Below are 22,739 nucleotides of genomic sequence, written 5' to 3' on the forward strand. Positions count from 1 at the left end.
GAAGGGCGCCTGCCATGTCCAACATCGAAAACGACGATCAGGAAGACAAGCCGCTCGACCCGGTGATGGAAAATGTTCGTCGCAAGATGATGCGCCTGCAACTGGTCTCGGGCGGCATCATGCTCCTGATGTTCATGGCGGTGCTTGCGGCCATTGTCTATAAGATCAACGCGCGGGATGGCAAGCCGGAAGCCGTCGCCTCGTCCGGCAGCGCCCTGGCCGTGCCGAGCGATGCACCGGTCAAGGCGACCGCGACGCTGCCCGATGGCTTCGCCGTCTCGGCGGTCTCCAATTCCGGCGGCCAGATCCTGTTCTACGGCGTGATGGCCGACGGCGCGCGCAAGGCGTTCCTCTTCGACATCGCGGCCGGGCGCATCGTCGCCGAGGTCGCCATCGCAGGCAACTGACCGGGCATGGCGGCGGAGCCGACCCTGATCGAGGATCCCGCCGATCCGCGCATCGCGGGTTTCGTCTCGATCCGCGAGCGCGACCTGACGGGCCGGGACGGACTGTTCATTGCCGAGGGCACGGTGGTGCTGCGCATGCTCGGCGGGGTTTCGGCCCGCAAGAACGGGTTTGCCGCCGAGGCCATCCTGCTGCTCGAAAACCGCCTTGCAGGCGTTGCCGATGTGCTGGCCTCCTTCCCGGAGACAGTGCCGGTCTATGTCGCCTCGGCCGCGGTCTTCGATGCGATCGCCGGTTTCAACATGCATCGCGGCGTGCTGGCGCTCGGCCGCAAGCCGCCGCCGGAACAGGGGGCCGCGCTTCTCGGCCGCCTGCCGGAAACGAGCCTCGTGCTTGCGGGCTGCGGCCTGTCCAACCATGACAATGTCGGCGCGATCTTCCGCAATGCCGCCGCCTTCGGCGCGGATGCGGTGTTCCTCGACGAGACCTCCTGCGATCCGCTCTACCGCAAGGCGATCCGCGTCTCCGTCGGCTCGGTGCTGAGCGTGCCGTTTTCCCGAGGCCCCGGCGCCGAGGCCATGCTCGCCGGCCTTGCGGAAAGAGGATTCGAGATCTGGGGACTCTCGCCGCGCGGTGCGGTGCCGGTGGCGGAGATCCCGGCTGCGCGGTGCATCGCGCTCGTGCTCGGCACGGAGGGCGAGGGGTTGCCGGAGGCCATTCTTTCCTCCTTCCGCACGGCGCGCATTCCGCAGCGGCCGGGGCTCGACAGCCTGAACGTGGCGACGGCGAGCGGCATCGCGCTCTACCAGATCGCGCTTGCCATGGGGCGTATCGCGTAGGCGCTCGCAGGCCCTTCCGTTGTTCGCAGTGCCCCTCAGCAGCGAACGCCGTCCCACAGTTCGTTCGGCCCGCCGGTCTGGTCCTGCCATGTGCCGGTGAAGCCGTTGAAATCCGGGCTGAGGGTGATGGAGAGCTTGCCGCTGCCGTACATGTCCTGCCAGTCGAGCGTGCGGGCAAGGCCCTCGCCGGGCGGGTCCTCGCTCAGGGTGCCCGAGGTTCGGCCGCCGCCGTCGACGAATTCATAGGTTCCGCCCAGCCGGCCGTCGCCGGCAAGCTTCAGCACCGTGATCGCCTCGACCAGCACGCCGTTGCTCCAGAGGCGGCCGCAATAGCGCCCGTCGATGCTGGCTGCCTGTCTGGGCGAGGGGGCCGTCGCGCCGGTGACGCCGATGAGCAGGGCCAGGATTGCTGCCTTCATCTCGCACTCCTCCGCCGCGACAGGCTATGCTTCGTCGCGGCCGATCCGCTCGCGCACGCGCTGGGCAAGGCTGCGCTCATCGCCGTCGAGGGCGGGGTCGATCGTGGCGATAAGATCGTGCACCGGCGAACCGGCACCCTCGCGGGTAGCGGTCAGCACGATCATCTTGCTGGCGAGATCGGCCATCTCCTCGCGCAACGCCGCATCGTTCTCGCCGGTCTTCGCCGCCATCAGCCGTTCGGAGAGGGCGGTACCCTGGTTGCGCACGTCCTCTTCCAGCGCGGCGATGTCGATCGGCGGCGGTGCGACCTTGTCGGCACGCCGGGGCGAGGGCCGGCTTGCGGCGATGGTGCGGGCAAGCTCCGTGGAACGCACGGCCTTCACCGCTTCCTTGTTTTCCGCTGTCAACGTCTTCACCTTGTCGCGCAGGCGGTTGATTTCCGCGATGCGCCGTTCGATCGCATTGTCCTTGTCGGCACTGCCGGCAAGCTCGCGCGTCAGCCGTGTTTCGAGCTGGAGCACGCGGCCCTCCTCGCGCGACAGGCGCACTTCCAGGGCCTTAGCGCTCTGGTTCGCCGTCTTGAGATCCTCGCGCAGCCTGTCGCGCTCGTCCTTGAGATTGCCGATCCGGCTCTTCAGGTTTTCCATCGTCGTGTCGCGGGTGGCGAGATCGATCTTCATGGCGTCGAGATCGGCTTCGAGGTGGTGGATGCGGGCGTGAAGCGCCTCGATATCGGCTACCTTGCCGCGGATTTCACGGTCCGCGGTCGCGAGCGCAGTCTTGAGCTGCTCGCCCTTCATTTCCTCACGCCGCAGGGCGGAGCGCATATCGCCGGCCTCGATGTTCATGTCGGCGATCTGGGCGTGCAGTTCGGCATTTTCCGTGCCGATCGCCGCGGCCTGCGCCAGCAGCTTCTCGTTGCGCACCATTTCCAGCGTGTGTTTTTCCCGTTCGCGGCGTATCCCTTCCGACAGGCGGGCGTTTTCCGCGGCATAGGCGGCGCGGGCCATGTCCTTCTGGGCACGCACCTCCTGCGGGCTCAGCGGCATGGTGGCGCGCATGCGGTTCTCGGTGAACTTGACGATGCGCTTCTGGACGGCCGGCGCGACGAGCAGGCCGGTCAGCGTGGCGGCGAGAAAGCCGAGCGCGAAGAGAAGGGCATACTCGATCACGGGTCCACTCGTTCCAAAACTGGCCCCAAACGGGCTCGAACGAGCCCACTATAGCGGCTCGTCCAACCTTGCGGGAGGGGCCCTCCACCAGAAATCAACTCTCGGTTAACCGGACGGGCGAGGGCGCCCTTTCATTCTCAGAAGGGATTCCAGGTCGGCTCGCGCGTCAGCTTCAGGTAGCCGGCATTGATGCCGAGGCGGGCGCCGACGCCGGTGCGGATCGGCACGAGCACGACGTCGCGGTTGACGTTGACCTGCATGCCGACGCCGGCGATCACATAGGCCGAGCCGGAAACGCCGCCGTAGCGCTCGTAGAGCGAATTGACGTCGGGCAGGTTGTAGACGAGCATCATGGTGCGGCTGCCCTGGCCGCCCCAGTCGAGGCCGAGCGACGGGCCCTGCCAGAACACCGAATGCTGGCCGGCATTCTTTGTGTTGAGCGTGCCTTCGCCATAGGTCAGGCCCGCGACGAAGGCGCCGGACCCTTCCTGGCCGAGGATATAGCCGTTGGGCAGGCCGTAGGATTCGAAGGCGCGTTCGACCACCTTGGCAAGGCCGCCCGAGGTCGAGCCGAAGAAGCCGTGGCCAGCGTCGACGATCTCCTGCATGGAATATTGGCCGTTCTGCTGCGCCTGTGCCGGCAGAACCGTGAAAAGCGCCAGGATCGCCGCTGTTACGATCCTGAGCGCGATCGTGACCAGATTTGAAACACCCATGTCCCGCTCGCCTTCCTTCATGTATCGGCCCCGTTCCATGCTGCAATTTGATCCGATCGTCTTAACAATCGGTTTACCAAATGTGGTGTCATTATGGCTGTCTTCAAATCGGGCACGCCTCGCGCAATTCCCGCGTGCTATGCGTCGCGCAGGATGCCCGCGAATGTGCCCATGCTAGGGCCGTCCGCGTGAAGTGATGCGTGGATCTGGGAGAAATTTATGGCGAAAAATCCGAACCTTACGCTGACCGGTCCCGACCTGGCAGCGCTTCTGTGCAGCCGTGTCTGCCATGACGTCATCTCGCCTGTCGGGGCGATCAACAACGGGCTGGAGCTGCTTGACGAGGGTGGCGCCGATGCCGACGCGATGGACCTCATCCGCACCAGCGCGCTCAATGCCTCCGTGCGGCTGAAATTCGCGCGGCTTGCCTTCGGCGCCTCCGGCTCGGTCGGTGCGTCGATCGACACGGGCGAGGCCGAAAAGGCCGCGCGCGATTTCGCCGCCGCCGAGAAGAAGACGGAGATCACCTGGACCGGGCCGCGTGCCATCGTCGCGAAGAACCGGGTCAAGCTGCTGCTCAACCTGTTCCTCGTCGCCTACGGTGCCATTCCGCGCGGCGGCTCGATCGACGTGACGCTCGACAATCCGGAATTCGACGCCACCTTCAAGCTCGTCGCCAGGGGCCGTATGCTGCGCGTGCCGCCGAAGTTCACGGAAATCCTCTCCGGCACGCCGGAAGAGGCGGTCGATGCCCATTCCATCCAGCCTTATTACACCGTGCTGCTCGCCGATGAGGCGGGCATGGCGCTCGACGTCGCCGTGAGCCCCGAGGAGATCGTCTTCTCGGCCCGGGTCGTTCCGGCCTCGGAATGATCGATGGCGGCCATGGCCCGTTAACCATGGCCGCTAACGCTTTGTTTGCCAGTCGGCGGTAGAGTTGCACCTTGTATTGTTCCCGCTTAACGGGCGGGAGACCTAGGAGCAGCGAATGCAGCGGTTGATGATCGCCGATGGTTCCGACGTCGTCCGTAAGGTCGGCAAACGTATTCTCTCCGGTTTCGATTTCCTTGTGCTGGAAGCGTCGAGCTCGCTGGAAGCCCTTGTGCGCTGCGAGGCGGAGCTGCCCAATATCCTCATCGTCGATTCGACGATGGACGGGGCTCTCGAACTCATCGGCAATGTCCGCAACCTGCCGCAGGGCAAGTCGGTGCGCATCTACTACTGCGTGGTCGAGGCGGACCTGAAGAAGATGATGATGGGCAAACGCGCCGGCGCGGACGACTTCCTGCTCAAGCCCTTCGACCGCAAGATCCTGACCCAAGTCTTCGGCAGCCTCTCGGCCGCCGCCTGAGACGACGACCACCGGACTGACCGTTTGAACGCGGCCGCTCTTGAGGAGCCGGCCGCGTTTTTCGTTTGTCGATGTCTCGCCCCGCCCACAACCAACTCGAACAAAGGAAAACCCGCCGGCAAGCGGCGGGTCGAAATCTTGAGCGGAAAAGGGGAGGAGGACCGGGTCAGGCGCTTTCGAGATAGTCGCCGTCGGGCTCGCGCAGCACATAGCCGCGGCCCCAGACCGTCTCGATATAGTTCGCGCCGCCGGCGGCGTTCGCCAGCTTCTTGCGCAGCTTGCAGATGAAGACGTCGATGATCTTCAGTTCCGGCTCGTCCATGCCGCCGTAAAGGTGGTTCAGGAACATTTCCTTGGTGAGCGTCGTGCCCTTGCGCAGCGAGAGCAGCTCGAGCATCTGGTATTCCTTGCCCGTCAGGTGGACGCGCTGGCCGCCGACCTCGACCGTCTTGGCGTCGAGATTGACGATGAGCTCGCCGGTCGAGATGACCGACTGGGCGTGCCCCTTGGAGCGGCGTACGATGGCGTGGATGCGGGCGACGAGCTCGTCCTTGTGGAACGGCTTGGTCATGTAGTCGTCGGCGCCGAAGCCGAGGCCGCGCACCTTGTCCTCGATGCCGGCCATGCCGGAGAGGATGAGGATCGGCGTCTTGACCTTGGACAGGCGCAACGTGCGCAGAACCTCGTAACCCGACATGTCGGGCAGGTTCAGATCGAGCAGGATGATATCATAATCATACAACTTGCCGAGATCGACACCTTCCTCGCCGAGGTCGGTGGTATACACATTAAAACTTTCGGACTTCAGCATCAGTTCGATGCTCTGCGCCGTCGCGCTGTCGTCCTCAATGAGTAGAACCCGCATATCTGTCCCCTTTTCCGCCGCTCAAGGTACCTGGCCCCCTACGCGATACGGATCCAGTCGTTGCCTGATTTGGAGGCTGCCACGAATTGGTTAACAAATCCTGATTCCCTTTGGCAAGGTGTATCGATCTGTTAATTATTTTAGGCAGCCCCCTGATTTCATGGATGAATCGGAAATGTGACTCTTAAACTGTCTCTTTAAGAAGCACGGTTAACCGACTCTTTCGACTCATCAATGTGACGCACCCGTTTTTTAGCGAACCGCATTTACTGAGCCTTAAATCATCGCACCTATGATTAACGATGCCCGTAAACGAAAGGTTACCAGCGGTAGGGTTTTATTAATATCGCTGAATTTTTTCGCGGGCCCGGCGCGTTTTGCCGGGTTTCGGGCTCAATGCCGGTCTCCGGCGTGCGGTGAAACGCCGCGCTTCGGGCACTGATTTGGAATGCCGGGTGAACGGTTGCCGTGTTTTGGCGGTCGTTCGCTCCAATGCCGGGGTCTCGCTATCCACGGGAGTATTGCGTATGAAGTCGCGTGAGAGCCTAGTTCGCCTGAAGGAATTTCAGGTGAAAGAGAAGAGGCGGCAGCTGGCCCAGCTTCAGTTGATGATGTCTGAATTCGAACGGATGTCGAAGGAACTGGAAAGCCAGATCGCCATCGAGGAAAAGAAATCCGGGATCACCGATCCCAACCACTTCGCTTACCCCACCTTCGCCAAGGCGGCGCGCCAGCGTTCCGACAACCTCCAGGTCTCGATCCGGGAACTGAAGGTGCAGCAGGACGCGGCCGAACTGGCGCTGGAAGAGGCGGAGGCGGAGTTCGCCAAGGCTTCGGCGCTCGAAGAGCGCGACAACGCGGTCCGGCTGCGCGCCTGACCCGGTCCGGTTCTGAAGAACCCTCGCGAGCGGCCGAAAGACCGCTCACGAGGGCTCTTCGCGTTTTTTTGAGGGGAGACCGTGTCAGAGATTGACGACGTCGTGCCATTCCTTGTGGCGCATGGCCTGCGCGCGGAAGAACGGGCAGAGCGGCATGATCTTCCAGCCGCCCTTGCGTGCCTCTTCCACCGCATGGGCCGCCAGGGCTTGCCCGACGCCCTTGCCGCGCAGCGCATCCGGCACGCCGGTATGGTCGACGATGACGAGCTGCGGGGAGGCGCGTGAATAGGTCACCTCCGCCTCGTGCCCGTCGACGGTGGCGGAATAGCGGCCCTTCGAGCCGGTCTCTTCGCTCGTGATGTCCATGATGGTCCTCGCTCTCGTTGCTTTGGTGCCATCCTTTCCTGTCCTGCGCCCTCCCGCAACCGTGCAGGATGTGAACAGACTGTGCTGCATCCGCGTCGCCGCGGTGCTATGCAGGGGCATCGAAACCAGCGATGACCTGCCATGATCCTTGTCGTTCCCGCCCTTCTCGTGTTCTCTGCGCTGTTCCTCGCCTTCGGCCTCGTCCTGCCGCTCGTGCGTTTCGAAAAACTCTACTTCTTCGACGAGACGCCCTCGCTGATCGATATCGTCGTCTCGCTCTGGGGGCAGGGGAGCGGGGGGCTTGCGGTGCTCGTTGCGCTGTTCTCCATCGTTTTCCCGGTGATCAAGCTCTTCGCGATCGCGCTGGAGGCGACCGCGCCGACGCCGCCGGAGGACAAGGCGAACTGGCTCGCCCGGCTGCTGCCCATCCTTGGAAAATGGTCGATGATGGATGTGATGCTGGTGGCGCTCGTCATCGTCGCGGCGAAGACGAGCGGCATGGCCTCGGCCTTCACCCAGCCCGGCCTCTGGTTCTACGCCGCCTCGGCGATCATGACCGGCCTTCTGCAGATGAAGCTGCGCCCGACCGAGCGCGGCGCTTGACCCCTCAAACGAAACTACGGCCGCGCGGGGCGCAGCCGTAGGGGTCTTGATCGGAAATGAAACGGTTAGTGGCGGTACTGCTGAATGCGCGTGGTGCGCAGGCCGGCAAGGCCGTGATCGTTGATGGAGGACTGCCAGGAGAGGAATTCTTCGACCGTCAGCGTATAACGCTCGCAGGCTTCTTCGAGGCTCAAGAGCCCGCCACGTACGGCGGCGACGACTTCTGCCTTCCGGCGAATCACCCAGCGCCGCGTGTTGGCCGGCGGCAGATCGGCGATCGTCAGGGGGCTGCCATCGGGGCCGATGACGTATTTAACGCGGGGTCGTATCAGATCGGTCATTGGACTCTCTACATAAACTCAAGACCATATGCCGGGGACTGTAGCCCGCCACATTTAAGATTTGCCTAAACGCATGCTAACAATTTTCTAATCTTTTGAGCGGCTTCGCCCGTTGTACCCGGGGCTGGAAGCCCTGGCTTCCCTTACGTTTGCCATGCTCGCCCTGCGCAACACCCGCATGGGAGCCATGCAAATATTTCATTTCCCTTTTATTCAAATCCTGCTAATACGCCCCCAAATTTAAGGGCGGCGTCGATGGATGCCACCGGAAGCCCTAGGATGCATCACCATGAATTTCCTCCGCGAGCTGTTCCCAGTCGGGATATGGCTTCCGCGGCGTTTTTCGTCGCCGCTCTTGTGAAGGGGTGCGCCTTAAATTTTCCGGATCGAGAATGCACCCGAGCCCGGCCTTCGCGCCGGCTGTTGGAAACGGAAAATGAAAGATCCAGACAACATGCTCCTGCAGCAGGCCTGGTCGCCTGAATTCTTGTCCACGGCCAATATCGAATCCGTGCAGACCGAATACGAGGTGCTGCACCTCATGCGCCAGTGCGCCACCCATTTCGGCTTCAGCCACTTCCTGGTGTCGCGCTTCCCGGCCAACGAGCAGCAGCGTTTTGCCGAGCGGCTGATCGTCAGCAACTGGCCGGCCGATCTCGTGCGCAAGTACGATGCGATGAACCTCTTCCATCTGAGCCGGCTGGCGATCGAGACGGGCATGACGAAGCTGCCCGTGCAGGGCGACAGCTCGCTCCTCGCCCCGTCGGACTGGGAGAACGGCCAGGCCGGCGAGGCGATCGCGCTTGCCGAAAGCCACGGCCTTGCCGCCTCGACGGCCTTCCTTTTGCATTCCACGACATCGGATCCCTATCTGATGGCCTTTTCCGGCACGCAGGCCCCGCTTGCCCGCCGGGAGCTGACGGACCTGCATTTCGCCGCCCTCCAGCTTTTCGAGTGCCTTGAAAAGACCTTCGTGGCGGCCACGGCGAGCCGGGAGAAACTGTCGAGCCGCGAGGTCGAGTGCCTGCGCTGGGCGGCGGCCGGCAAGAGCAGCGACGAGATCGCCATCATCCTCGGCATCTCGGCCTATACGGTGAGCAGCTATTTCAAGAGCGCGACCCGCAAGCTCAAGGCGGTCAACCGCATGCAGGCGATCGCCATCGCGCTGCGCCTGCGCCTCATCTGATTTCCCTCGCGTGAGGCTTCTGCCGGCGGACCGGGAAGGCGGGCCGATGCGCGGCCGGAAAGACGCGGTTTCCGGCCTTCTCTTGCCCTCGGTGCGGCAAGTTTCTATATGTCGCCCGAAAGACGCCGCGCCGATTGCGGGGCGCCGTCCTTGCGTCAAGCAAACCTCAGTGAAAGGTGCCCTGCGGCGGGCCTTCAAGCGCCGCAGCACCGGAACGGACCTCGCGTGAACAGTCTCGATTTCGATCGCAAGCCGGAAGATACCCTTGTCGTCGTCGCCATGTCGGGCGGCGTGGACAGCTCCGTCGTGGCCGGCATCCTGAAACGCGAAGGCTACGACGTGCTCGGCATCACGCTGCAGCTCTACGACCATGGGGCCGCGGTGCACCGCGCCGGCTCCTGCTGCGCCGGCCAGGATATCGACGACGCGCGCCGGGTCTGTGAAACGCTGGGCATCCCGCACTACGTGCTCGACTATGAAAAGCGCTTCCGCGAGACGGTGATCAATCCCTTCGCCGAAAGCTACATTGCCGGTGAAACGCCGATCCCCTGCGTCGCCTGCAACCAGACCGTCAAGTTCGCCGACCTTTTGGCCACGGCCAAGGAGCTCGGCGCGGATGCGCTCGCCACCGGCCATTACATCCGCTCCCGGCCGAACCCGGCGCCGGACGCGCCGCAGCGCCGCGCGCTCTATCGGCCGGTCGATGCCGAGCGCGACCAGAGCTACTTCCTCTTCGCCACGACCCAGGAGCAGATCGATTATCTGCGCTTCCCCCTTGGCCATCTCTCGAAGGCCGAAACGCGGGCGCTTGCCGAGGAGATGGGCCTCGTCGTCGCCAAGAAGGCCGACAGCCAGGACATCTGTTTCGTGCCGCAGGGCAAATATTCCGACATCGTCAACAAGCTGAAGCCCAATGCGGCGCTTGCCGGCGACATCGTGCATATCGACGGCCGCGTGCTCGGCCGCCACGACGGCATCCTGCACTATACGATCGGCCAGCGCCGCGGCATCGGCATCGCGACGGGCGAACCGCTCTATGTCGTCTATCTCGACGCCCGCTCGCGCCGCGTCATCGTCGGCCCCAAGGAGGCGCTGGAAACGCGCCGCCTCTACCTGCGCGATATCAACTGGCTCGGCGACGGCGACCTGGAGGCCGTGGCCGCCGCGGGCTTCGACTGTTACGCCAAGGTTCGCTCGACGCGGCCGCCGCGCCCCGCCCGCCTCAAGTCCGGCCCCGGCGGCCTCTATGTGGAGCTTGCCGAAGGAGAGCCGGGTGTTGCGCCCGGCCAGGCCTGCGCGCTCTATTCCGGCGAAGGCGAGGACGCCCGCATCCATGGCGGCGGCTTCATCCTGCGTTCCGAGCGGGAACCGGCCGCCGAGGATGCCCTCAGGCGCATTCTGTCGACCCCGGCGGCGGCCTGAACACCCGCATCCGCCAAGGCCTTTGCGGACAAAGCGATTTTTGTGCGAAGGCCGCTTGACACCCGCGGGAACAGCACCCTATAAGCCGCGCACCGGACGGCAACGGACATCGTTCTGTTCCTCTTTCGGGCGGCGGAGTAGCTCAGTAGGTTAGAGCAGAGGAATCATAATCCTTGTGTCGGGGGTTCGAATCCCTCCTCCGCTACCATCAATGCAGTGCGTGGCAACTCTCCCGTTTTCCGGTGCGACAGGTTGAGCAACTCGGCTAGCGCGCCGTGGCCCCCTGTAGCTCGCCGCGAAATTTCGGAATTTTGACACGCGAAATCGGAATTTTTGAAATTCCGGACGGCGTGACAAAAACGGCTCCCAAACATCATTCGAAGGTTCTTTGAGACCGTCTCCACGGCGCCAGTTGCTGACTGTGGAAAGAACACATCCCCGAGCTTGACGGACGCATATACCAGCGCCATTTACCCCGCCGGGGAAGGACATGCGGCATTACGAAACGAGGATACCGCATGTCCGAAAAGTCTCTTACCTATGGCGAACGGCTCGCCGATGAATTTGACATCTATGTCTACTGCTATCGGTGCGACAAGAATGTCAAAATCGACCCTACAAACATCGAGGAGAGCGCGCGGCCGTTAGGTCTCCGCTTCGTGTGTGTCGGGTGCGACGGGCGTGGCCAGTGCACCTGCATCCCGAAGTGGCGACCCTCCCTAGTCCCTGGCGAGCGCATACCCTACGGCTCAAGTCCTTTCCGTGGACCGAAATAAGCAAAAACTAGGCAAAACAACATGTGAAGGGCCTCGGGCGCTGGCCGAGGCCCTTCTTCTAGCATCCGCTCAGGTGGGCAGCCTTGAGAGTGCGCCACGCATACGCCGCAGCCAGGCTGACCACCCCGTTACCGGCCGCATCGCATCGGTCCACCCGATCGGCCATCCCATCACCCAGTCCGAAAAGCTCGGGTTGAAGGTCAGGATGCCGGGCGAGGATCGGGCTCCAGCGTTCAAACTCAGATGGAGCGGGTGGGAAGACGGGAAGCTGAAAGGACGCGTCGGGGTCGCCCCGCATGCCGTGATCAGCAACCATATCTGGGTCCAGACCCTCGCGGCCTTTCCGATCCCGAATTGTGATCCCGCTGCCGCCGCATCGTCTCTCATCCTCAGGAAGCCGTTCGCCAACTCCAGCTCGATCTTGGTGCAATATCGGGACTTTGTCGGCGTGGGCCACAATGAAGAGCCGCCGACGCTGGTGGGGTGCGCCGACCTCTGCCGCAGAGAACAAGCCCGCTTTGATGCTGTAGCCCATTGCGGAAAGGTCTGCGAAGACGCTGGCGGCTCCCAGGGACAGGTGCCCTTCGACGTTTTCGAAGAAGCACCATTCGGGGTCCATCTCCGCGACGATTCTGCGGACGTGCGGCCAGAGGTGGCGGGGATCGTCCTCGCCGCGCCGCTGGCCGGCAAAGCTGAAGGGCTGGCAGGGATAGCCGGCAGTGAGGAGATGAACGCGGCCGCGCCAAGGGCGGCCGTCGAAGGTGGTAACGTCAGACCAGACAGGAGCCTGATCCAGGGCCTCGTCGCCCATCCTCGCCACGAGAGCGGCCGCAGGGAAGGCTTCCCGCTCGACGAAACAAACAGTTCGATAGGTGGGCTCGGCGATATGGAGGCCGAGTTCGAGGCCACCGACGCCTGCGCAGAGTGCGACGCCGGTGAAGGAAGGAACGTCAGGGGAATGTGAAGCCACACGAGTTGGTCCTTTTCGGTCGCTCGGGGCGATCGTGGAAGGGCTCGTGTGGCCTCAGATGATTGAGAGTGCCGCACCGGCGGCACTTGATTTCGATAACTCCGGCGATGGCGTGATGTCCAGCCCGAAACAGCAGGGCGCGGCAGGAGCCGCAACGGACGTTCCTCATGCGCGCCCTCCCTTGCCGCCAATGTAAGGAGCGGTAGGAGAGACCGGGGAGGCCGGTTGCATATTCACCATTTCAAAAAGCTCACGACTCAGTCACATCAGATCCCGCCCTGCAGGGTACGGGTGTGACAGTTGTGCAATGCTGCTGTCGGACGGGTCAGGTCGCCAAACTTGGGCCCGTCGTTGAGGCGTTCCACCGCCTCGGCCACCCGGTCAGGCCGTGCGCCACACGAGAAAGACTGCACTCCCTGCACCGGCGAGGATTTGGATAACGAAGGCCGTCGGCAGGCCAATATCTGCGAAGATGGACATCACAAGAAGCCCGATCATCGCTGCCGCCGCGCCGCAGATCGCGCCAAACAGGCACGCTACCAATCTCAGGAGGCTTTCGGTCTCCTTTTTCATTGCTTTCTGCTCCATCAGCTCTTGGCCTCCCTGTTCGCCACTTCGATGCTCATGATCCACCCGCCGTCATCGTCGAAGGTCCATTCGTGCTGGATGGAGGATGCCACGAGGTCGGCCGCATCGCGGCTCGCCCCGAAGCCTTGCAGCTTCACCGGCGCCCCGGCCATGGCATCCACCATGCCGTCCGCTTCGAAGCTGCCGGAGATGCTGGAACGGGCTTCCTCGCCGATCTCGGCTTTGCCCGCCAGCTCCGCTTCGGCTTCAGAGCGGGCCGGATGAAGGGAAAAGTACCGGCTTGCGGCACCAATCGACGTCCCTTCAAACAGCTTTTCAAGGCCGCTCACGAGGTCGAACCAACCTGTGGCGCTGTCCTTGAACCGGCCTTTCGCCTCGCTGGAAATCTCAAAGCTGTGGCCGTGCTTGTAGGGGATGACGATCGTCGGAAGGGTGTGCCCGCTTGCCGTCTGACCGCTGTTTCGCATCGGCACCAACAGGGTGTTATTGGCATATTTTACAGTGCCTCCAAGTTCGGCCGCCAGTTCCTGGGCGAACGCGCTTCGCGGCTGACGCCAGCGGAGCCGGTAGGGCAGTTTGATCTTGTCGATGTCCGGGTGAACGATCGCACTCTTGCCAGCATGAGCCGCGATCTGCCGGAAGATGTCCCCGGCGGTCTTGTCGTCGAAATGCTCGCTGTCCGCATCCTTGTCCGCATCGACGAAATCCGACGATCGGGCGATGATGGTCATGAGGTCGCCGCTCTCGGGATCTCCTCCGAGATGGTCGGACTGATAGGTGAACAGGCCGGCGTCCCGCAACCTGGTTTCCTCCCATCCGTAGATCAGCCGATATTTCGTGCCCTCGGCCGGACTGTCGGGAAAGGGGGGCGGCCAGGAAAACTCAAACTCGATCTCGTCCGCCTCACCGCCGTCGTTGTCGAGAAAGCTGACACGCGTCAGGCCCTTGCCCGACCAGGCCGGAATGAGGTCGAGCCCGCTCTGCCCGATGATGCGAACGATCGGTCGACGCATCGGCTATTCCCACGGCAGGATGAGCGATGCGGTGGAGGTGGGCGTCCAGTCTGCCGGAGGGTAGACGGCCACCCCCTCCGGCACGAGGCCGAACACCATGATCGTGGCGAGGCCCGGATTGGCTGCCAACACGGCCTCCGTCGCGCCGAACCGCTCTGTCTGGAGCAGGCGCTTTGCGATGATGTCGATCCGCATACCGCCGTCCGGCACGATGAAGGGCGTGATCACCGCAATCCTCCAAAGCTTTTGATGCGTGAAGCGTCGAGCAGCTGGAGTATCCGGAAGGGGAAGACGATAAGCCCGATCGTCACATCGACCTCGCGGCCGACGCCGTCGAAGGGGTGCAAGCGCTCTTCGTCCGTATCGAGCGTTTCGATCCCAACTAGGCCGGACGCCTGGCCGAGATAGTTCCCGCGCAGCCGCATGTACGGCACGACGGATTGCATCTCGTGATGCGCCTGGAGGATCGCATAGGCGTCGAGGCCACCGGTGACATGGGGGAAGGTCTTGGCGTCGATGGTGAGCGTGCGCGGCCCGAGGCCGGTCTTCTGATAGCTCATGCCGCTCGGCGTCGCATGCCCTGGCCAGCGCGCTTCGGAGGAAGAGGAAAGCCGCTGCGGGTTGAGACCGATGACGCTGAGCCGCGCTCCTCCGATGGAGATGAGGGCGCCGGTCGATTTGAAGGCCGGCTTCATGCGAGGTTCCTCCCGGTCTCGGCATAGGATCGGGCCTGAGCCTGCCGAATGGCCCTGTTCTGCTCGCGGACCGACCGCATGGCCGCATGCTTGGAGTTGGGCGAGGATATGTTCTGCGTCAGCTTGACGCCGGTCGATTGCTGGACCGACGTGTGCTTCTCGCTGCCGGCATTACTTGTCCCGGCGCTGCCGGCGGGAATATAGGTCGGGCTGATGGTCGGGCTGACGGTGAAGCCAAGCATAGCCTTGATGCTGTCCGCGATGCTCTGCGCCGTCGACTTGGCCTCCTCGCCCTCGGCCGCGAGCGCGCTGGTATAAGCTGACATGCTGGCCGAAGCAGCCTTGTCCAGCTCGGCGGGACGGGCCAGCGGAAGCGGGATCAAGTCAGTGCTCTGACCGAGGTCATCGTTGTTCGGTCGTCGTGTCGGCTTCCCGACCGCGCCGGTCGAGCGTCCGAGATCGCTGCCATCAACATTCCGTTCGGCGCCCAGGGGAAGCTGCTCGGCATCACGGCCGTTGATCGTTGCGCGAACATGCTCGCGCAGCGCGAAGTCTTCGTCCGCCGCCGCCCCCCAAAGAAAGCGCTGCCAGAAACCCGGCTTGTTTTGCTCGCCTTCCATCCGGCTTTGGCCGTACTGCTGGTAAGCGTCGACCATATCGAGCTTGCGGCTGGTCCCCGATTTTTCGAAGCCGAGAATGCCTTCGAAAAACCGATTGAGGCGTGCGCCACGATCATTGGCGGCTTGGATCGCGGCTTTCGTCTCGCCACTTGCATCCTCCGGCGCCTTGATCTGTTGGGGCTCCCGGTCGCCCTCCATCGCCTCCGACATCTCATTCATCGCTGCCGTGAGTGGAGGCAGGGCGTAGGCGGCAAGAAACTTGGCTTTCGCCGCGACATTGGAGGTGAAGCGGTCAAAAGCCGTCGAGGCATTGTCCGAGGCCTTCGCATAGTCGTCGAGCACGGTGCCTTCCGACTTGCCCATTTTCTCGATCTGCGACCGGACGCCGGTCAGGTCGCCGAGCACAGCCTGGATCGCGGCGCGGGCCTGTCTGTCCGGCAACAGTTCGGATAGCTTGAAGGGATTGTCGCCGACCTTTTTCCCGATCTGGTCGATAAGGGCGAGCACCGGCGACAGCCCGTCATCCTTGGCCTTCTTGAAGGTCTGCTCGACATTGATGCCGAGATCGGCAGCGTTCTTCACGAAGTCCGGGGCCGTGAACTTGTCGAGCATGTTCTCGAAGTTGGTCGCCGCCTCGTCACTCGATCCGGCTGTTGCGCGAATGGCCTGGGCCATCGCAACGAGCCCCTTTACCCCCTGCAAGCCGCTCTCTCCGACCGCAGACATCTTCGCTGCAAGCGAAGGGAAGTTACGGGCCATGTCGGGAACCTCGAACTGCCCCTCCTTACCGCCGAGCGCCATGGCATCATAGGCACTCATCATGTCGCCGGCGCCGATACCAAGGTTGTTGCGAAGAGCAATCGTGGTTGCCGCCGCGTCGCCGACATCGGCTTGGGAGGCCTTGGCAAAGACGATGGCATTCTCGGTCATGGCACTGGCGTCTTGCGCCGAAAGCCCTCCTGACATCAGGCCACCAAAGACGCCCATGGCACCTTTCGCACCTATGCCCTTGCGCGCGCCGATCGCTGCAAGCTGGCGATCGTATCGCGCCTGGTCGGCTTCGCTGTATTGGCCAAGGACCATGAGCTGGTCGGATGTGAATTCATCGGCCATGGACGCGCGAATGGCGGCACCGCTGACAACGGCCGCCGAGGCGAAAGCTCCACCGGCCATGTACGCGGCGCCGGCACCAAGCGGGAGGAAGGCATCGCCGCCGAGCCGATCGAAAGCAGCGCCGGCTGTCTGCGAGAACATGCCGCCCTGGCGACCCGGAACATGACCAGGGCCATAAGCGCGCCCGGTACCGCGGCCGTGCATCTGAAGCTGTCTGAGCTTCTGGCCGGTCGTGTCCGCCGCCCGACCTATCTGCTCGATGGCGTTCTCCGCAGCCTTCGCATCACTCTTCAGCGCGGAGAAGGCATTGTCATCGATCCGCCCGATCTTCTGCCGAGCCTCCGTTGCCTCCTGTCCGATAGCGCCGATGGCCCGCTTTGCGGTGTCCGCATCGGACTTCAGCCCAGTGAGGGCACCGTCATCGATTCGGCCGATGGCATTGCGGACCTCGGAGGCTTCCTTGCCGATAGCGCCGAGCTTTCCCTTCGCGTCCGTAGCCTCTTTACCGAGGCGGTCGAGATCGCTCGCGAGCCCGCCCGCGCCGTTGGTGCGGCCGAGCTGCTCGGCAGCTTTCTTTAGGTCCTTCAGATCGCGCTCGGCCTCCTCTGCCGGGCGCGAGAGCTGATTGAGCAGCCGAAGGCGAAGCGAAACGTCGAGGTCGCTCACGATCCCTTCCTCCCCCAGGTCTCCTTCCAGATGCTTGGTGCTTCATTGGCCCAAAGCAGGGCGTCATCCCAATAGAGCGCGCGCACGTCCAGCAACGAGGTCGAGAAGGTCGCCGCAACGCGTCCCATCAGGCTGCGCCATCGGTCGAGGGGGATGATGGCGCGCCCTTCGCCGGACGGAAGACGCGGGGAAAAAAATCATAGCAGGCATCCGCGACCGCCTCGCCGTCGACATCGATGAGCCCGCGCAGGACGGGAGCCGGAAAGCCCGTCATCAGGGCGTAGATGTCGAAATTGTCCGGCGACGAGGGGCGGTGGTCGAGGAGGTCGCCGACCTCGCCGACCGTCAGGCGCCGCACGACGATTTCCGTGACCTGGCCGCGCTCCGCGTCCTTGAACGGGTATTCGAGCGGGATGCGGCGGCAAGGCTTGCCATCGACGAATTCGAGGACGGCTATCTCACGGACGCCCTTCGCCGGCACAGGTGCTGCCGGCGCTGCGGCGGGATCGTTTTCCAGTTCGCCCCACATTTCGGGCGGGGGAAGCGGGATTTCCTCGACCGCGACATCGGACTTGTCATTGAGGGAAAGGGGCGTTTCCACAGTGGCGGAGACGGGCTTTGAAGACATGAGACCTCCTCTTCAAGCAAAGGGACGGCCACCCGCCGGCAGCCGCCCTCGATCGCACGCAACGACGGCGCCGCCGATCAGGCGCGGATGATCTGGTTGTGCTCGGCGGTGTAGTTCACGCCGTTGATGATCAGGATGTTGTTCTGGATGTCGAACTTGTGGATCGTCCTGCCGTCGATCATGTCGTGGTAGAGCACGATGCTCGACCAGCGCAGGCGCGTTACCGCGCTCGGCTTCACGCCCTTCACCCCGCCCTGGCCATAACCGTTCAGCAATCCCTTGAGGAAGACGACACGCCCCTTGAGCTTGGGCTTGCCGGCGGCCGGCGCGCCGGTGCTGTTGGCGGGAAAGACGTTCAGAAGGCTTTCGTAGTAGCGCAGGTTCGTCCAGTCGCCCGGCTCGCGGCCGAAGCGGGCCTTGAGGTCTTCATGGACCCCGTTCACGGTCATCTCGGCCGTCATGGCCTGGATCTCCGCCGGCAGCTCGAATGCGAAGAACCCGCCGCCGGTGACGTAGGGCATCATCTCGCGGGAAAGCTCGGGCAGCGTGGTTTCATCCACGCGCTGGCGCTGGTTGGTTTCCTCGCAGTACCAGTTCGAACCTCTTACAATGCCGTCCATGAGGCTCTCCTATCAGGCCGTGACGCGGATGTTTTGCAGGCCGAGCTGCTGGAGCGAAGCCGCAATGGCCGCTTCGAGCACGTCGAAAGCCTCCGGCTGCGGTTCGGTGTAGATCTGGAGGTCGACCAGGTCGGGCGTCTCGGCGAACCGGGCCTTGACCCGCAGCGCGCCGGCCTCCAGCAAGGTGGCCGGGTTCATGCTTTTCGACCAGACCAGCTCGTAATCGATCAGCGCCTTGGCCGTGACCAGGTCCATGCAGAACTGGTCGAGCGCGCGATAGATGAGATTGACCGCGTCGGGATGGATGTCTTCCGACAGGTATTGGCGCAGCGGCCGCAGGGTCGCCTTCTCGATCGCGCGACGGGTGCGGATGCGCTTGATGGAGCGCCAGCCCTTGACGGTCGGGTCGGTTGCCGTCGTGAAGGGCGCCCAGATGAGATTGCGCTCGATCAGCGTGCCGATGCCGCGCTGGTTCAGCCAATTGGCATCGGATGCGATGTCGCCATCCGTGTAGCCGACCGGCACGGACGGCTTGAGCGCCCCCTGAAGGGGCCGGTTCCAGAACGCCTTGTAGGGATTGCCCGCCTCCTTGTCGCGGCGGATCATCGCCCCCATCATGGATGCGGACATCGGCCGGGTGACGTTGCCGCCACCAAGATTGGTGACGATCTGCGGATAGAGCCCGACGACGTTGAGCGCGGTGGCGAAGTCCTCGGCCCACTCCAGCGCGGCCTCGCGGCTGGTGGCGGGCGTGTCCGCCATCACGAGGCAGTCGATGATGCGGCCGGCGATCGTGGACAGCGTCGAGGTGACGGCGTTGGCGGCATCGCCGATACGCTGGCTCATGTAGCCTGGGGACATGAGCCCGCCCGGCTCGAGGCCGATATGTCCCTTTGCGTCGAGGAGGGCCCAGGCGCCGGTCTTGGCGCCGGCGGAACCGACGATCCCATCGATCTCTTCCTCGAGCTTTTCGGCGGGATCGGTCTTTGTGGAGTGCGCCGTGCGGACGAAGGCGACGTCGGTGACGATACCCTCCAGCAGCAACTGGTTCATCGTATCCTGCGCCACGCCCGCGCCAAGCGCCGTGATCATCTCGGCGTCATCGAGGGGCACCGCGACAGGCTCGCCGATCGGGAACTTGACATTGTCTGCCTCCGGGGCCGGCAGAGCAACACCCGGAATGGTGCTGTCGCGGGTGTCGATCTTGGCGACGGTCGAACGCAGGTCCGAGAAATTGCGGACGCCGACGAAATCCGTGGTGGCTGACATGGGACATCCCTGAGCTGGTGGCGGTCAGGGAGTAGGCATATGCGCGCGCGCATGTGAGATGGGGCTGACAAGTGTCAGCCCTGAACGGACGGCGGACCCTACCCGCCAGCAATGACGGGTTTTAACGACGGTTTCAAGCGGCCATTACCGTCGCTTTTAACCCCTCAAACTGTTGGCCAGAGTTCGACGATTGCCTCTCTTCCCTCTTCGGTGAGATGCCCGGTCGCCACCAGCGCAGCGAGCCCCTGCACCGTGGTCGGATGATCGCGTTCGAGCGACGTTGCCAACTCGAACTTGATCCAGAACGCAGCAAGCAGCGGATCGGCGCGGGCGGCAACCAGGCCCTCATCGGACAGATCACCGGCCACCTGGGCGTGCTCGATGAACTGCAGGTGCGTCATGGCCACCGGCACGGGCTCGGGAACCGCCGGCGGGGCCCAGCCGCCCTCCGTACGAACCCAACCGATGCCGACCGCCGTCGTGGCGACGTCGATAAGCTCGGCATGCGGGAAGAGCGTGGCGGCGACCGCAAGGCTCGGGGCCTCGATCACGTTGTCGATGGTGTCGACGGATGCAATGGCGATGCGCATATCAGATCCCCTCGAAAATACGGATGCGGATTTCGCCGCGGGCACCGGCGCCGCCATTGGCGCCCTCGTTACCGCCGCCGCCGCCGCCCGGCACCTGGCCGGGCATGCCCAGCGCGCCGCCGTCGCCGGCATGGGTCGATTTCCCGCCGCCACCGCCGCCGCCGCCGAATTCGGAGGCACCGCCGACGAAGCCACTTTCGGTCCCGGCGCCACCACCGCCGCCGTTGACGGCGTCCATGCCGGCTTTCGACTGCGAGGTAGAGAGGAGACCGGAATAGGACCCGCGGCCGCCGCCGTCGTCGAGCGTCGGATAAGGCACGTCGCCGGTCACATCGGCGCCGCCCGGCGCCCCGCCATTCGAGCCGTTGCCCTTGCCGTGCGTGCCAGCACCGCCGCCGCCATTGCCGTTGGCCATGCCGCCGGCGCCGCCGAAGACGCGCCATTTGCCAAACGATGTGACGCCGCCATCCTTGCCGTTCTGGTCGCCGCCCGTTCCGGGATCGCCGCCGGCGCCGATGACGGCCGCGACAGTCGCCGCGAGATCGCGCAAGCGGCAGTAGAAATACTTGCCAGCCCCGCCGCCGCCGCCGGCCTTGCCGTTATAGGACCCGCCGCCGCCTGGGCCGACCAGATATCCCTCGACGAGCAGATCCGGATCGAGCGACGGCTTCGTCCACGCTTCCGAGACGGTGATGGTCCTCTCGTAGACCATCTTGACGCGGCTGCTGCCACCGAACAGGCCAGTGAATGTGCTCATATGCGCGCCTCCTTAAGCGACGACTTCGGGATGCAGCCGCCAGGTCGTGCCGACCCAGACGGCGCGGACGCCGACCTTGTCCCGATCAATTGAGAAATGCTCGGCAAGGCCGGCGATGGGCTGCCCGTTGCGCATGACGGTCACGGCGTTGGCGCCGAACCGATAAATCTCGATCGCCACCCGTTTGCCTCCGACCGGCTGATCCGCGGGCACCGGGAGCGTGACGGAGATGGCTCCGCCGCTGGTGTCGCAATAGATCTTCTGGCCCCAATCCGCGTTCACGTTGCCGGTCGCGATGACGAGCCCGCCGATATAGCCGAGCAGGTCCGTCTTCAGGGCGTCGAGCATGGCCTTGACGCCGGCCGGGTTCGTCATCTTCGCGAGGCTCACGCCGGCCAGGTGTTCGGCCAAGGTGGCAAAAGCTGCAAGCGAAACCTCGGAATAGATACCGCCAGCCCGCCAGTAACATTTGCCATTCGGCGTCCCGATGAGGTGTCCATCGGGCGGAATGAGGATTGTCCAGCTCGCGCCCGACCATTCCGCGATCCGCTGCGCATGGTTCGCCCAGGCACCGCCGGCGCCAGGCGGGATGGCGAAGAGGTCACCGATGGCCGGTGAGGACGGCGGCAATGCCGTCGTGAAGCTTTTGACCGGGATAAAGGGGAGCCCCGTCAGCTGGCTGATCGACACCTTGCGGGAAAGCACCCATTCCTGCGTGGCGTAGTTCTCGGAATTTGGCGCCACCTGAACATTGGAGGTCGAGGTGACCGTGATGGTGACCGTCACCTCCAGCGAGGTTTCGACACCCTCGCTCGCCACAGCCTTGTAGGTGTCGGGATACTGGGCGACGACGAGGAGCGCGCCAGATTCGTCGAAGAGCCCAAGTTCGCGGATCCACCATGGTCCCGCCGCTCCGGGCACGATCGCCTTCACGATCAACCAATTGGGATTCTCCAGGCTGATCGTCGACGATAGAACGGGCGCGCGATGGCGCTCGTTGACGAGCGCTGACATGTTCTGACCCGGCTCGATCGGCTGCCCGTTGCCGTCACCGACCGCGAGATGGGCCAGGACGACAGGAGAGCCGCCCTCCGCCGCCGCAGCTGCAAACTTGGCGAGACCCGCAAGTGTAACAACGGTCTTCATTTATCTATCCCTGAGTGTTGTCTTGGACCTGACCGACACGACGGCCCCGATGTAGAGATACGGCGCGACAGAAATCTCGCTGGGCACATCCGGAATGAGCCTGGTCACGAGGCGCGACTGGACGAAGGCGCCAATATAGGGCCCTCCAATCCTCGACTGCCGCCGCAGATGGATGGCCTCCAGCCGCGAGCGGACGTTCTTCGTCCGCAGGGCGACCCGTACCAGCGTGCTGGCGCGCTTCCCGTCCCACGGCTCCTCCTCGCCGAGCTGCACGACCACGCGAAAGCGATAGGCCGAGCCGCCATATTCGAACCATTCCTCGACGCGGCCCCCATAGTTCAGCGCGGTGACTGCCCGCTCGACGGCATAAGCCGTGCCTTTGTGGCGGTGGACCTCAAACGATTGCTTGATGGCCTCCCGCTTTGCCGCAACGGTCCACTCGGGATCCCACTCGTCGACGGAATATTCCCATGCGAGGATCGGCAGGAAAGCCGGCGGGCACTCATCCGGGCGATGGATGCGCCGGATGATATCCGTGTCGACCGCCTCCATCCGCCACGCATCGACCTCGGCAATGGCGCGCTCCAACGCGGTCGAGCTGTCCGGCAGAAGCGTGGTGACATAGGGAGGCGGGCCGTACGGCACGCCGAAATCCAGCGGCGTGCCGTCACCATCGTTGTGCCAGAGGCGATACTTTCCGTCGAACATCCGCGCTATCCCGCTC

At 63.9% G+C, this 22,739-nt stretch carries 28 protein-coding genes and 1 tRNA gene; 9 read left to right on the forward strand and 20 right to left on the reverse strand.

The genetic code is table 11. From position 1 onward, the window contains the following. Positions 1–14 precede the first annotated feature (14 nt). The gene (locus tag MUU56_RS16405) at positions 15–407 is read left to right on the forward strand and encodes a hypothetical protein (protein ID WP_244768356.1); all 393 of its coding nucleotides are present in this window, start codon (positions 15–17) and stop codon (positions 405–407) included. A gap of 6 nt (positions 408–413) precedes the next feature. Continuing rightward, positions 414–1,244, forward strand: coding sequence for a TrmH family RNA methyltransferase (locus MUU56_RS16410; RefSeq protein WP_244768357.1), 831 nt, complete (start codon positions 414–416; stop codon positions 1,242–1,244). Between the two features lie 35 nt (positions 1,245–1,279). Here MUU56_RS16410 and MUU56_RS16415 read toward each other — a convergent pair whose 3' ends face one another. The 3 genes from MUU56_RS16415 to MUU56_RS16425 all read right to left on the reverse strand — a co-directional run bounded on the left by MUU56_RS16415 (position 1,280) and on the right by MUU56_RS16425 (position 3,552). Continuing rightward, positions 1,280–1,663 (reverse strand): hypothetical protein, encoded by a 384-nt coding sequence (locus MUU56_RS16415; RefSeq protein ID WP_244768358.1) that lies wholly within the window; start codon positions 1,661–1,663, stop codon positions 1,280–1,282. A 24-nt stretch (positions 1,664–1,687) separates the two neighbouring features. Next, positions 1,688–2,836: a coiled-coil domain-containing protein gene (locus tag MUU56_RS16420; protein ID WP_244768359.1), complete on the reverse strand. Its 1,149-nt coding sequence runs from the start codon at positions 2,834–2,836 to the stop codon at positions 1,688–1,690. 137 nt (positions 2,837–2,973) lie between these two features. Then, a complete protein-coding gene (locus MUU56_RS16425) occupies positions 2,974–3,552 on the reverse strand; it encodes a DUF1134 domain-containing protein (protein WP_244768360.1) in 579 nt (192 codons plus the stop codon). A 219-nt stretch (positions 3,553–3,771) separates the two neighbouring features. Between MUU56_RS16425 and chpT the strand changes: the two genes are divergently transcribed. Both chpT and MUU56_RS16435 read left to right on the forward strand, forming a co-directional pair. Then, positions 3,772–4,425, forward strand: coding sequence for a histidine phosphotransferase ChpT (gene chpT / locus MUU56_RS16430; RefSeq protein ID WP_244768361.1), 654 nt, complete (start codon positions 3,772–3,774; stop codon positions 4,423–4,425). A 115-nt stretch (positions 4,426–4,540) separates the two neighbouring features. After that, positions 4,541–4,903, forward strand: coding sequence for a response regulator (locus tag MUU56_RS16435; RefSeq protein WP_244768362.1), 363 nt, complete (start codon positions 4,541–4,543; stop codon positions 4,901–4,903). Between the two features lie 166 nt (positions 4,904–5,069). Here the strand turns inward: MUU56_RS16435 and ctrA are convergent, their stop codons facing one another. Then, positions 5,070–5,768, reverse strand: a complete 699-nt coding sequence (gene ctrA, locus MUU56_RS16440; protein ID WP_064331096.1) for a response regulator transcription factor CtrA — start codon at positions 5,766–5,768, stop codon at positions 5,070–5,072. A 527-nt stretch (positions 5,769–6,295) separates the two neighbouring features. Between ctrA and MUU56_RS16445 the strand changes: the two genes are divergently transcribed. Further along, complete coding sequence (locus MUU56_RS16445) at positions 6,296–6,646, forward strand: flagellar export protein FliJ (protein ID WP_244768503.1); 351 nt, start codon at positions 6,296–6,298, stop codon at positions 6,644–6,646. 84 nt (positions 6,647–6,730) lie between these two features. On the opposite strand, the gene MUU56_RS16450 is transcribed toward MUU56_RS16445, so the two are convergent. Continuing rightward, entirely contained in the window at positions 6,731–7,012 is a 282-nt protein-coding gene (locus MUU56_RS16450; RefSeq protein WP_244768363.1) for a GNAT family N-acetyltransferase, read from the reverse strand. 141 nt (positions 7,013–7,153) lie between these two features. Here MUU56_RS16450 and MUU56_RS16455 point away from each other — a divergent pair, with 141 nt between their 5' ends. Next, complete coding sequence (locus MUU56_RS16455) at positions 7,154–7,615, forward strand: paraquat-inducible protein A (protein WP_244768364.1); 462 nt, start codon at positions 7,154–7,156, stop codon at positions 7,613–7,615. A gap of 65 nt (positions 7,616–7,680) precedes the next feature. On the opposite strand, the gene sciP is transcribed toward MUU56_RS16455, so the two are convergent. Beyond that, on the reverse strand, positions 7,681–7,956 hold the full coding sequence (gene sciP / locus MUU56_RS16460) for a CtrA inhibitor SciP (RefSeq protein WP_023515011.1): 276 nt from the start codon (positions 7,954–7,956) through the stop codon (positions 7,681–7,683). 436 nt (positions 7,957–8,392) lie between these two features. On the opposite strand from sciP, the gene MUU56_RS16465 reads away from it, so the two are divergent. The 3 genes from MUU56_RS16465 (at position 8,393) to MUU56_RS16475 (ending at position 10,772) form a co-directional block, all read left to right on the forward strand. Next, a complete protein-coding gene (locus MUU56_RS16465; protein WP_244768365.1) occupies positions 8,393–9,142 on the forward strand; it encodes a helix-turn-helix transcriptional regulator in 750 nt (249 codons plus the stop codon). 225 nt (positions 9,143–9,367) lie between these two features. Then, positions 9,368–10,564: a tRNA 2-thiouridine(34) synthase MnmA gene (mnmA, locus tag MUU56_RS16470; RefSeq protein ID WP_263194397.1), complete on the forward strand. Its 1,197-nt coding sequence runs from the start codon at positions 9,368–9,370 to the stop codon at positions 10,562–10,564. 131 nt (positions 10,565–10,695) lie between these two features. Then, positions 10,696–10,772: transfer RNA gene (locus MUU56_RS16475), tRNA-Met, on the forward strand. Positions 10,773–11,398: 626 nt separating this feature from the next. Here the strand turns inward: MUU56_RS16475 and MUU56_RS16480 are convergent. The 14 genes from MUU56_RS16480 to MUU56_RS16545 all read right to left on the reverse strand — a co-directional run bounded on the left by MUU56_RS16480 (position 11,399) and on the right by MUU56_RS16545 (position 22,723). Then, positions 11,399–12,310, reverse strand: a complete 912-nt coding sequence (locus MUU56_RS16480; protein ID WP_244768366.1) for a DNA cytosine methyltransferase — start codon at positions 12,308–12,310, stop codon at positions 11,399–11,401. Next, positions 12,291–12,479: a Com family DNA-binding transcriptional regulator gene (locus MUU56_RS32925; protein WP_244768367.1), complete on the reverse strand. Its 189-nt coding sequence runs from the start codon at positions 12,477–12,479 to the stop codon at positions 12,291–12,293. The genes MUU56_RS16480 and MUU56_RS32925 overlap by 20 nt, the downstream gene beginning before the upstream one ends. A gap of 212 nt (positions 12,480–12,691) precedes the next feature. Then, positions 12,692–12,898 carry a hypothetical protein gene (locus MUU56_RS16490; RefSeq protein ID WP_244768368.1) on the reverse strand — a complete coding sequence of 69 codons (207 nt, stop codon included), beginning with the start codon at positions 12,896–12,898 and terminating at the stop codon, positions 12,692–12,694. Further along, the gene (locus MUU56_RS16495; protein WP_244768369.1) at positions 12,898–13,911 is read right to left on the reverse strand and encodes a phage late control D family protein; all 1,014 of its coding nucleotides are present in this window, start codon (positions 13,909–13,911) and stop codon (positions 12,898–12,900) included. Before MUU56_RS16495 ends, MUU56_RS16490 begins: the two co-directional genes overlap by 1 nt. Positions 13,912–13,914: 3 nt before the next feature. Continuing rightward, complete coding sequence (locus MUU56_RS16500; RefSeq protein ID WP_244768370.1) at positions 13,915–14,139, reverse strand: tail protein X; 225 nt, start codon at positions 14,137–14,139, stop codon at positions 13,915–13,917. Continuing rightward, positions 14,136–14,606 (reverse strand): phage tail protein, encoded by a 471-nt coding sequence (locus tag MUU56_RS16505; RefSeq protein ID WP_244768371.1) that lies wholly within the window; start codon positions 14,604–14,606, stop codon positions 14,136–14,138. The genes MUU56_RS16500 and MUU56_RS16505 overlap by 4 nt, the downstream gene beginning before the upstream one ends. Then, positions 14,603–17,005, reverse strand: a complete 2,403-nt coding sequence (locus MUU56_RS16510) for a phage tail tape measure protein (protein WP_244768372.1) — start codon at positions 17,003–17,005, stop codon at positions 14,603–14,605. Before MUU56_RS16510 ends, MUU56_RS16505 begins: the two co-directional genes overlap by 4 nt. Before the next feature lie 127 nt (positions 17,006–17,132). Then, a complete protein-coding gene (locus tag MUU56_RS16515) occupies positions 17,133–17,633 on the reverse strand; it encodes a hypothetical protein (protein WP_244768373.1) in 501 nt (166 codons plus the stop codon). Positions 17,634–17,710: 77 nt separating this feature from the next. Next, complete coding sequence (locus tag MUU56_RS16520; RefSeq protein ID WP_244768374.1) at positions 17,711–18,253, reverse strand: phage major tail tube protein; 543 nt, start codon at positions 18,251–18,253, stop codon at positions 17,711–17,713. A gap of 12 nt (positions 18,254–18,265) precedes the next feature. After that, positions 18,266–19,522, reverse strand: a complete 1,257-nt coding sequence (locus MUU56_RS16525; RefSeq protein WP_244768375.1) for a phage tail sheath protein — start codon at positions 19,520–19,522, stop codon at positions 18,266–18,268. Positions 19,523–19,686: 164 nt separating this feature from the next. Beyond that, positions 19,687–20,112: a hypothetical protein gene (locus MUU56_RS16530; protein WP_244768376.1), complete on the reverse strand. Its 426-nt coding sequence runs from the start codon at positions 20,110–20,112 to the stop codon at positions 19,687–19,689. 1 nt (position 20,113) lies between these two features. Next, on the reverse strand, positions 20,114–20,869 hold the full coding sequence (locus MUU56_RS16535) for a glycine-rich domain-containing protein (RefSeq protein ID WP_244768510.1): 756 nt from the start codon (positions 20,867–20,869) through the stop codon (positions 20,114–20,116). Positions 20,870–20,881: 12 nt separating this feature from the next. Continuing rightward, positions 20,882–22,015 carry a phage tail-collar fiber domain-containing protein gene (locus MUU56_RS16540; RefSeq protein WP_244768377.1) on the reverse strand — a complete coding sequence of 378 codons (1,134 nt, stop codon included), beginning with the start codon at positions 22,013–22,015 and terminating at the stop codon, positions 20,882–20,884. Further along, the gene (locus MUU56_RS16545) at positions 22,016–22,723 is read right to left on the reverse strand and encodes a phage tail protein I (protein WP_244768378.1); all 708 of its coding nucleotides are present in this window, start codon (positions 22,721–22,723) and stop codon (positions 22,016–22,018) included. Between the last annotated feature and the right edge of the window lie 16 nt (positions 22,724–22,739).

The organism is Shinella yambaruensis, assembly GCF_022899355.1.
Classification (GTDB): domain Bacteria; phylum Pseudomonadota; class Alphaproteobacteria; order Rhizobiales; family Rhizobiaceae; genus Shinella; species Shinella yambaruensis.

Coding starts and splice junctions, on each gene's coding strand:
- MUU56_RS16405 (WP_244768356.1), top strand. CDS start 15: ATGTCCAACATCGAAAACGACGATCAGGAAGACAAGCCGCTCGACCCG.
- MUU56_RS16410 (WP_244768357.1), top strand. CDS start 414: ATGGCGGCGGAGCCGACCCTGATCGAGGATCCCGCCGATCCGCGCATC.
- MUU56_RS16415 (WP_244768358.1), bottom strand. CDS start 1,663: ATGAAGGCAGCAATCCTGGCCCTGCTCATCGGCGTCACCGGCGCGACG.
- MUU56_RS16425 (WP_244768360.1), bottom strand. CDS start 3,552: ATGGGTGTTTCAAATCTGGTCACGATCGCGCTCAGGATCGTAACAGCG.
- chpT (WP_244768361.1), top strand. CDS start 3,772: ATGGCGAAAAATCCGAACCTTACGCTGACCGGTCCCGACCTGGCAGCG.
- MUU56_RS16435 (WP_244768362.1), top strand. CDS start 4,541: ATGCAGCGGTTGATGATCGCCGATGGTTCCGACGTCGTCCGTAAGGTC.
- ctrA (WP_064331096.1), bottom strand. CDS start 5,768: ATGCGGGTTCTACTCATTGAGGACGACAGCGCGACGGCGCAGAGCATC.
- MUU56_RS16445 (WP_244768503.1), top strand. CDS start 6,296: ATGAAGTCGCGTGAGAGCCTAGTTCGCCTGAAGGAATTTCAGGTGAAA.
- MUU56_RS16450 (WP_244768363.1), bottom strand. CDS start 7,012: ATGGACATCACGAGCGAAGAGACCGGCTCGAAGGGCCGCTATTCCGCC.
- MUU56_RS16455 (WP_244768364.1), top strand. CDS start 7,154: ATGATCCTTGTCGTTCCCGCCCTTCTCGTGTTCTCTGCGCTGTTCCTC.
- sciP (WP_023515011.1), bottom strand. CDS start 7,956: ATGACCGATCTGATACGACCCCGCGTTAAATACGTCATCGGCCCCGAT.
- MUU56_RS16465 (WP_244768365.1), top strand. CDS start 8,393: ATGAAAGATCCAGACAACATGCTCCTGCAGCAGGCCTGGTCGCCTGAA.
- MUU56_RS32925 (WP_244768367.1), bottom strand. CDS start 12,479: ATGAGGAACGTCCGTTGCGGCTCCTGCCGCGCCCTGCTGTTTCGGGCT.
- MUU56_RS16490 (WP_244768368.1), bottom strand. CDS start 12,898: ATGGAGCAGAAAGCAATGAAAAAGGAGACCGAAAGCCTCCTGAGATTG.
- MUU56_RS16495 (WP_244768369.1), bottom strand. CDS start 13,911: ATGCGTCGACCGATCGTTCGCATCATCGGGCAGAGCGGGCTCGACCTC.
- MUU56_RS16505 (WP_244768371.1), bottom strand. CDS start 14,606: ATGAAGCCGGCCTTCAAATCGACCGGCGCCCTCATCTCCATCGGAGGA.
- MUU56_RS16515 (WP_244768373.1), bottom strand. CDS start 17,633: ATGTCTTCAAAGCCCGTCTCCGCCACTGTGGAAACGCCCCTTTCCCTC.
- MUU56_RS16520 (WP_244768374.1), bottom strand. CDS start 18,253: ATGGACGGCATTGTAAGAGGTTCGAACTGGTACTGCGAGGAAACCAAC.
- MUU56_RS16525 (WP_244768375.1), bottom strand. CDS start 19,522: ATGTCAGCCACCACGGATTTCGTCGGCGTCCGCAATTTCTCGGACCTG.
- MUU56_RS16530 (WP_244768376.1), bottom strand. CDS start 20,112: ATGCGCATCGCCATTGCATCCGTCGACACCATCGACAACGTGATCGAG.
- MUU56_RS16535 (WP_244768510.1), bottom strand. CDS start 20,869: ATGAGCACATTCACTGGCCTGTTCGGTGGCAGCAGCCGCGTCAAGATG.
- MUU56_RS16540 (WP_244768377.1), bottom strand. CDS start 22,015: ATGAAGACCGTTGTTACACTTGCGGGTCTCGCCAAGTTTGCAGCTGCG.
- MUU56_RS16545 (WP_244768378.1), bottom strand. CDS start 22,723: ATGTTCGACGGAAAGTATCGCCTCTGGCACAACGATGGTGACGGCACG.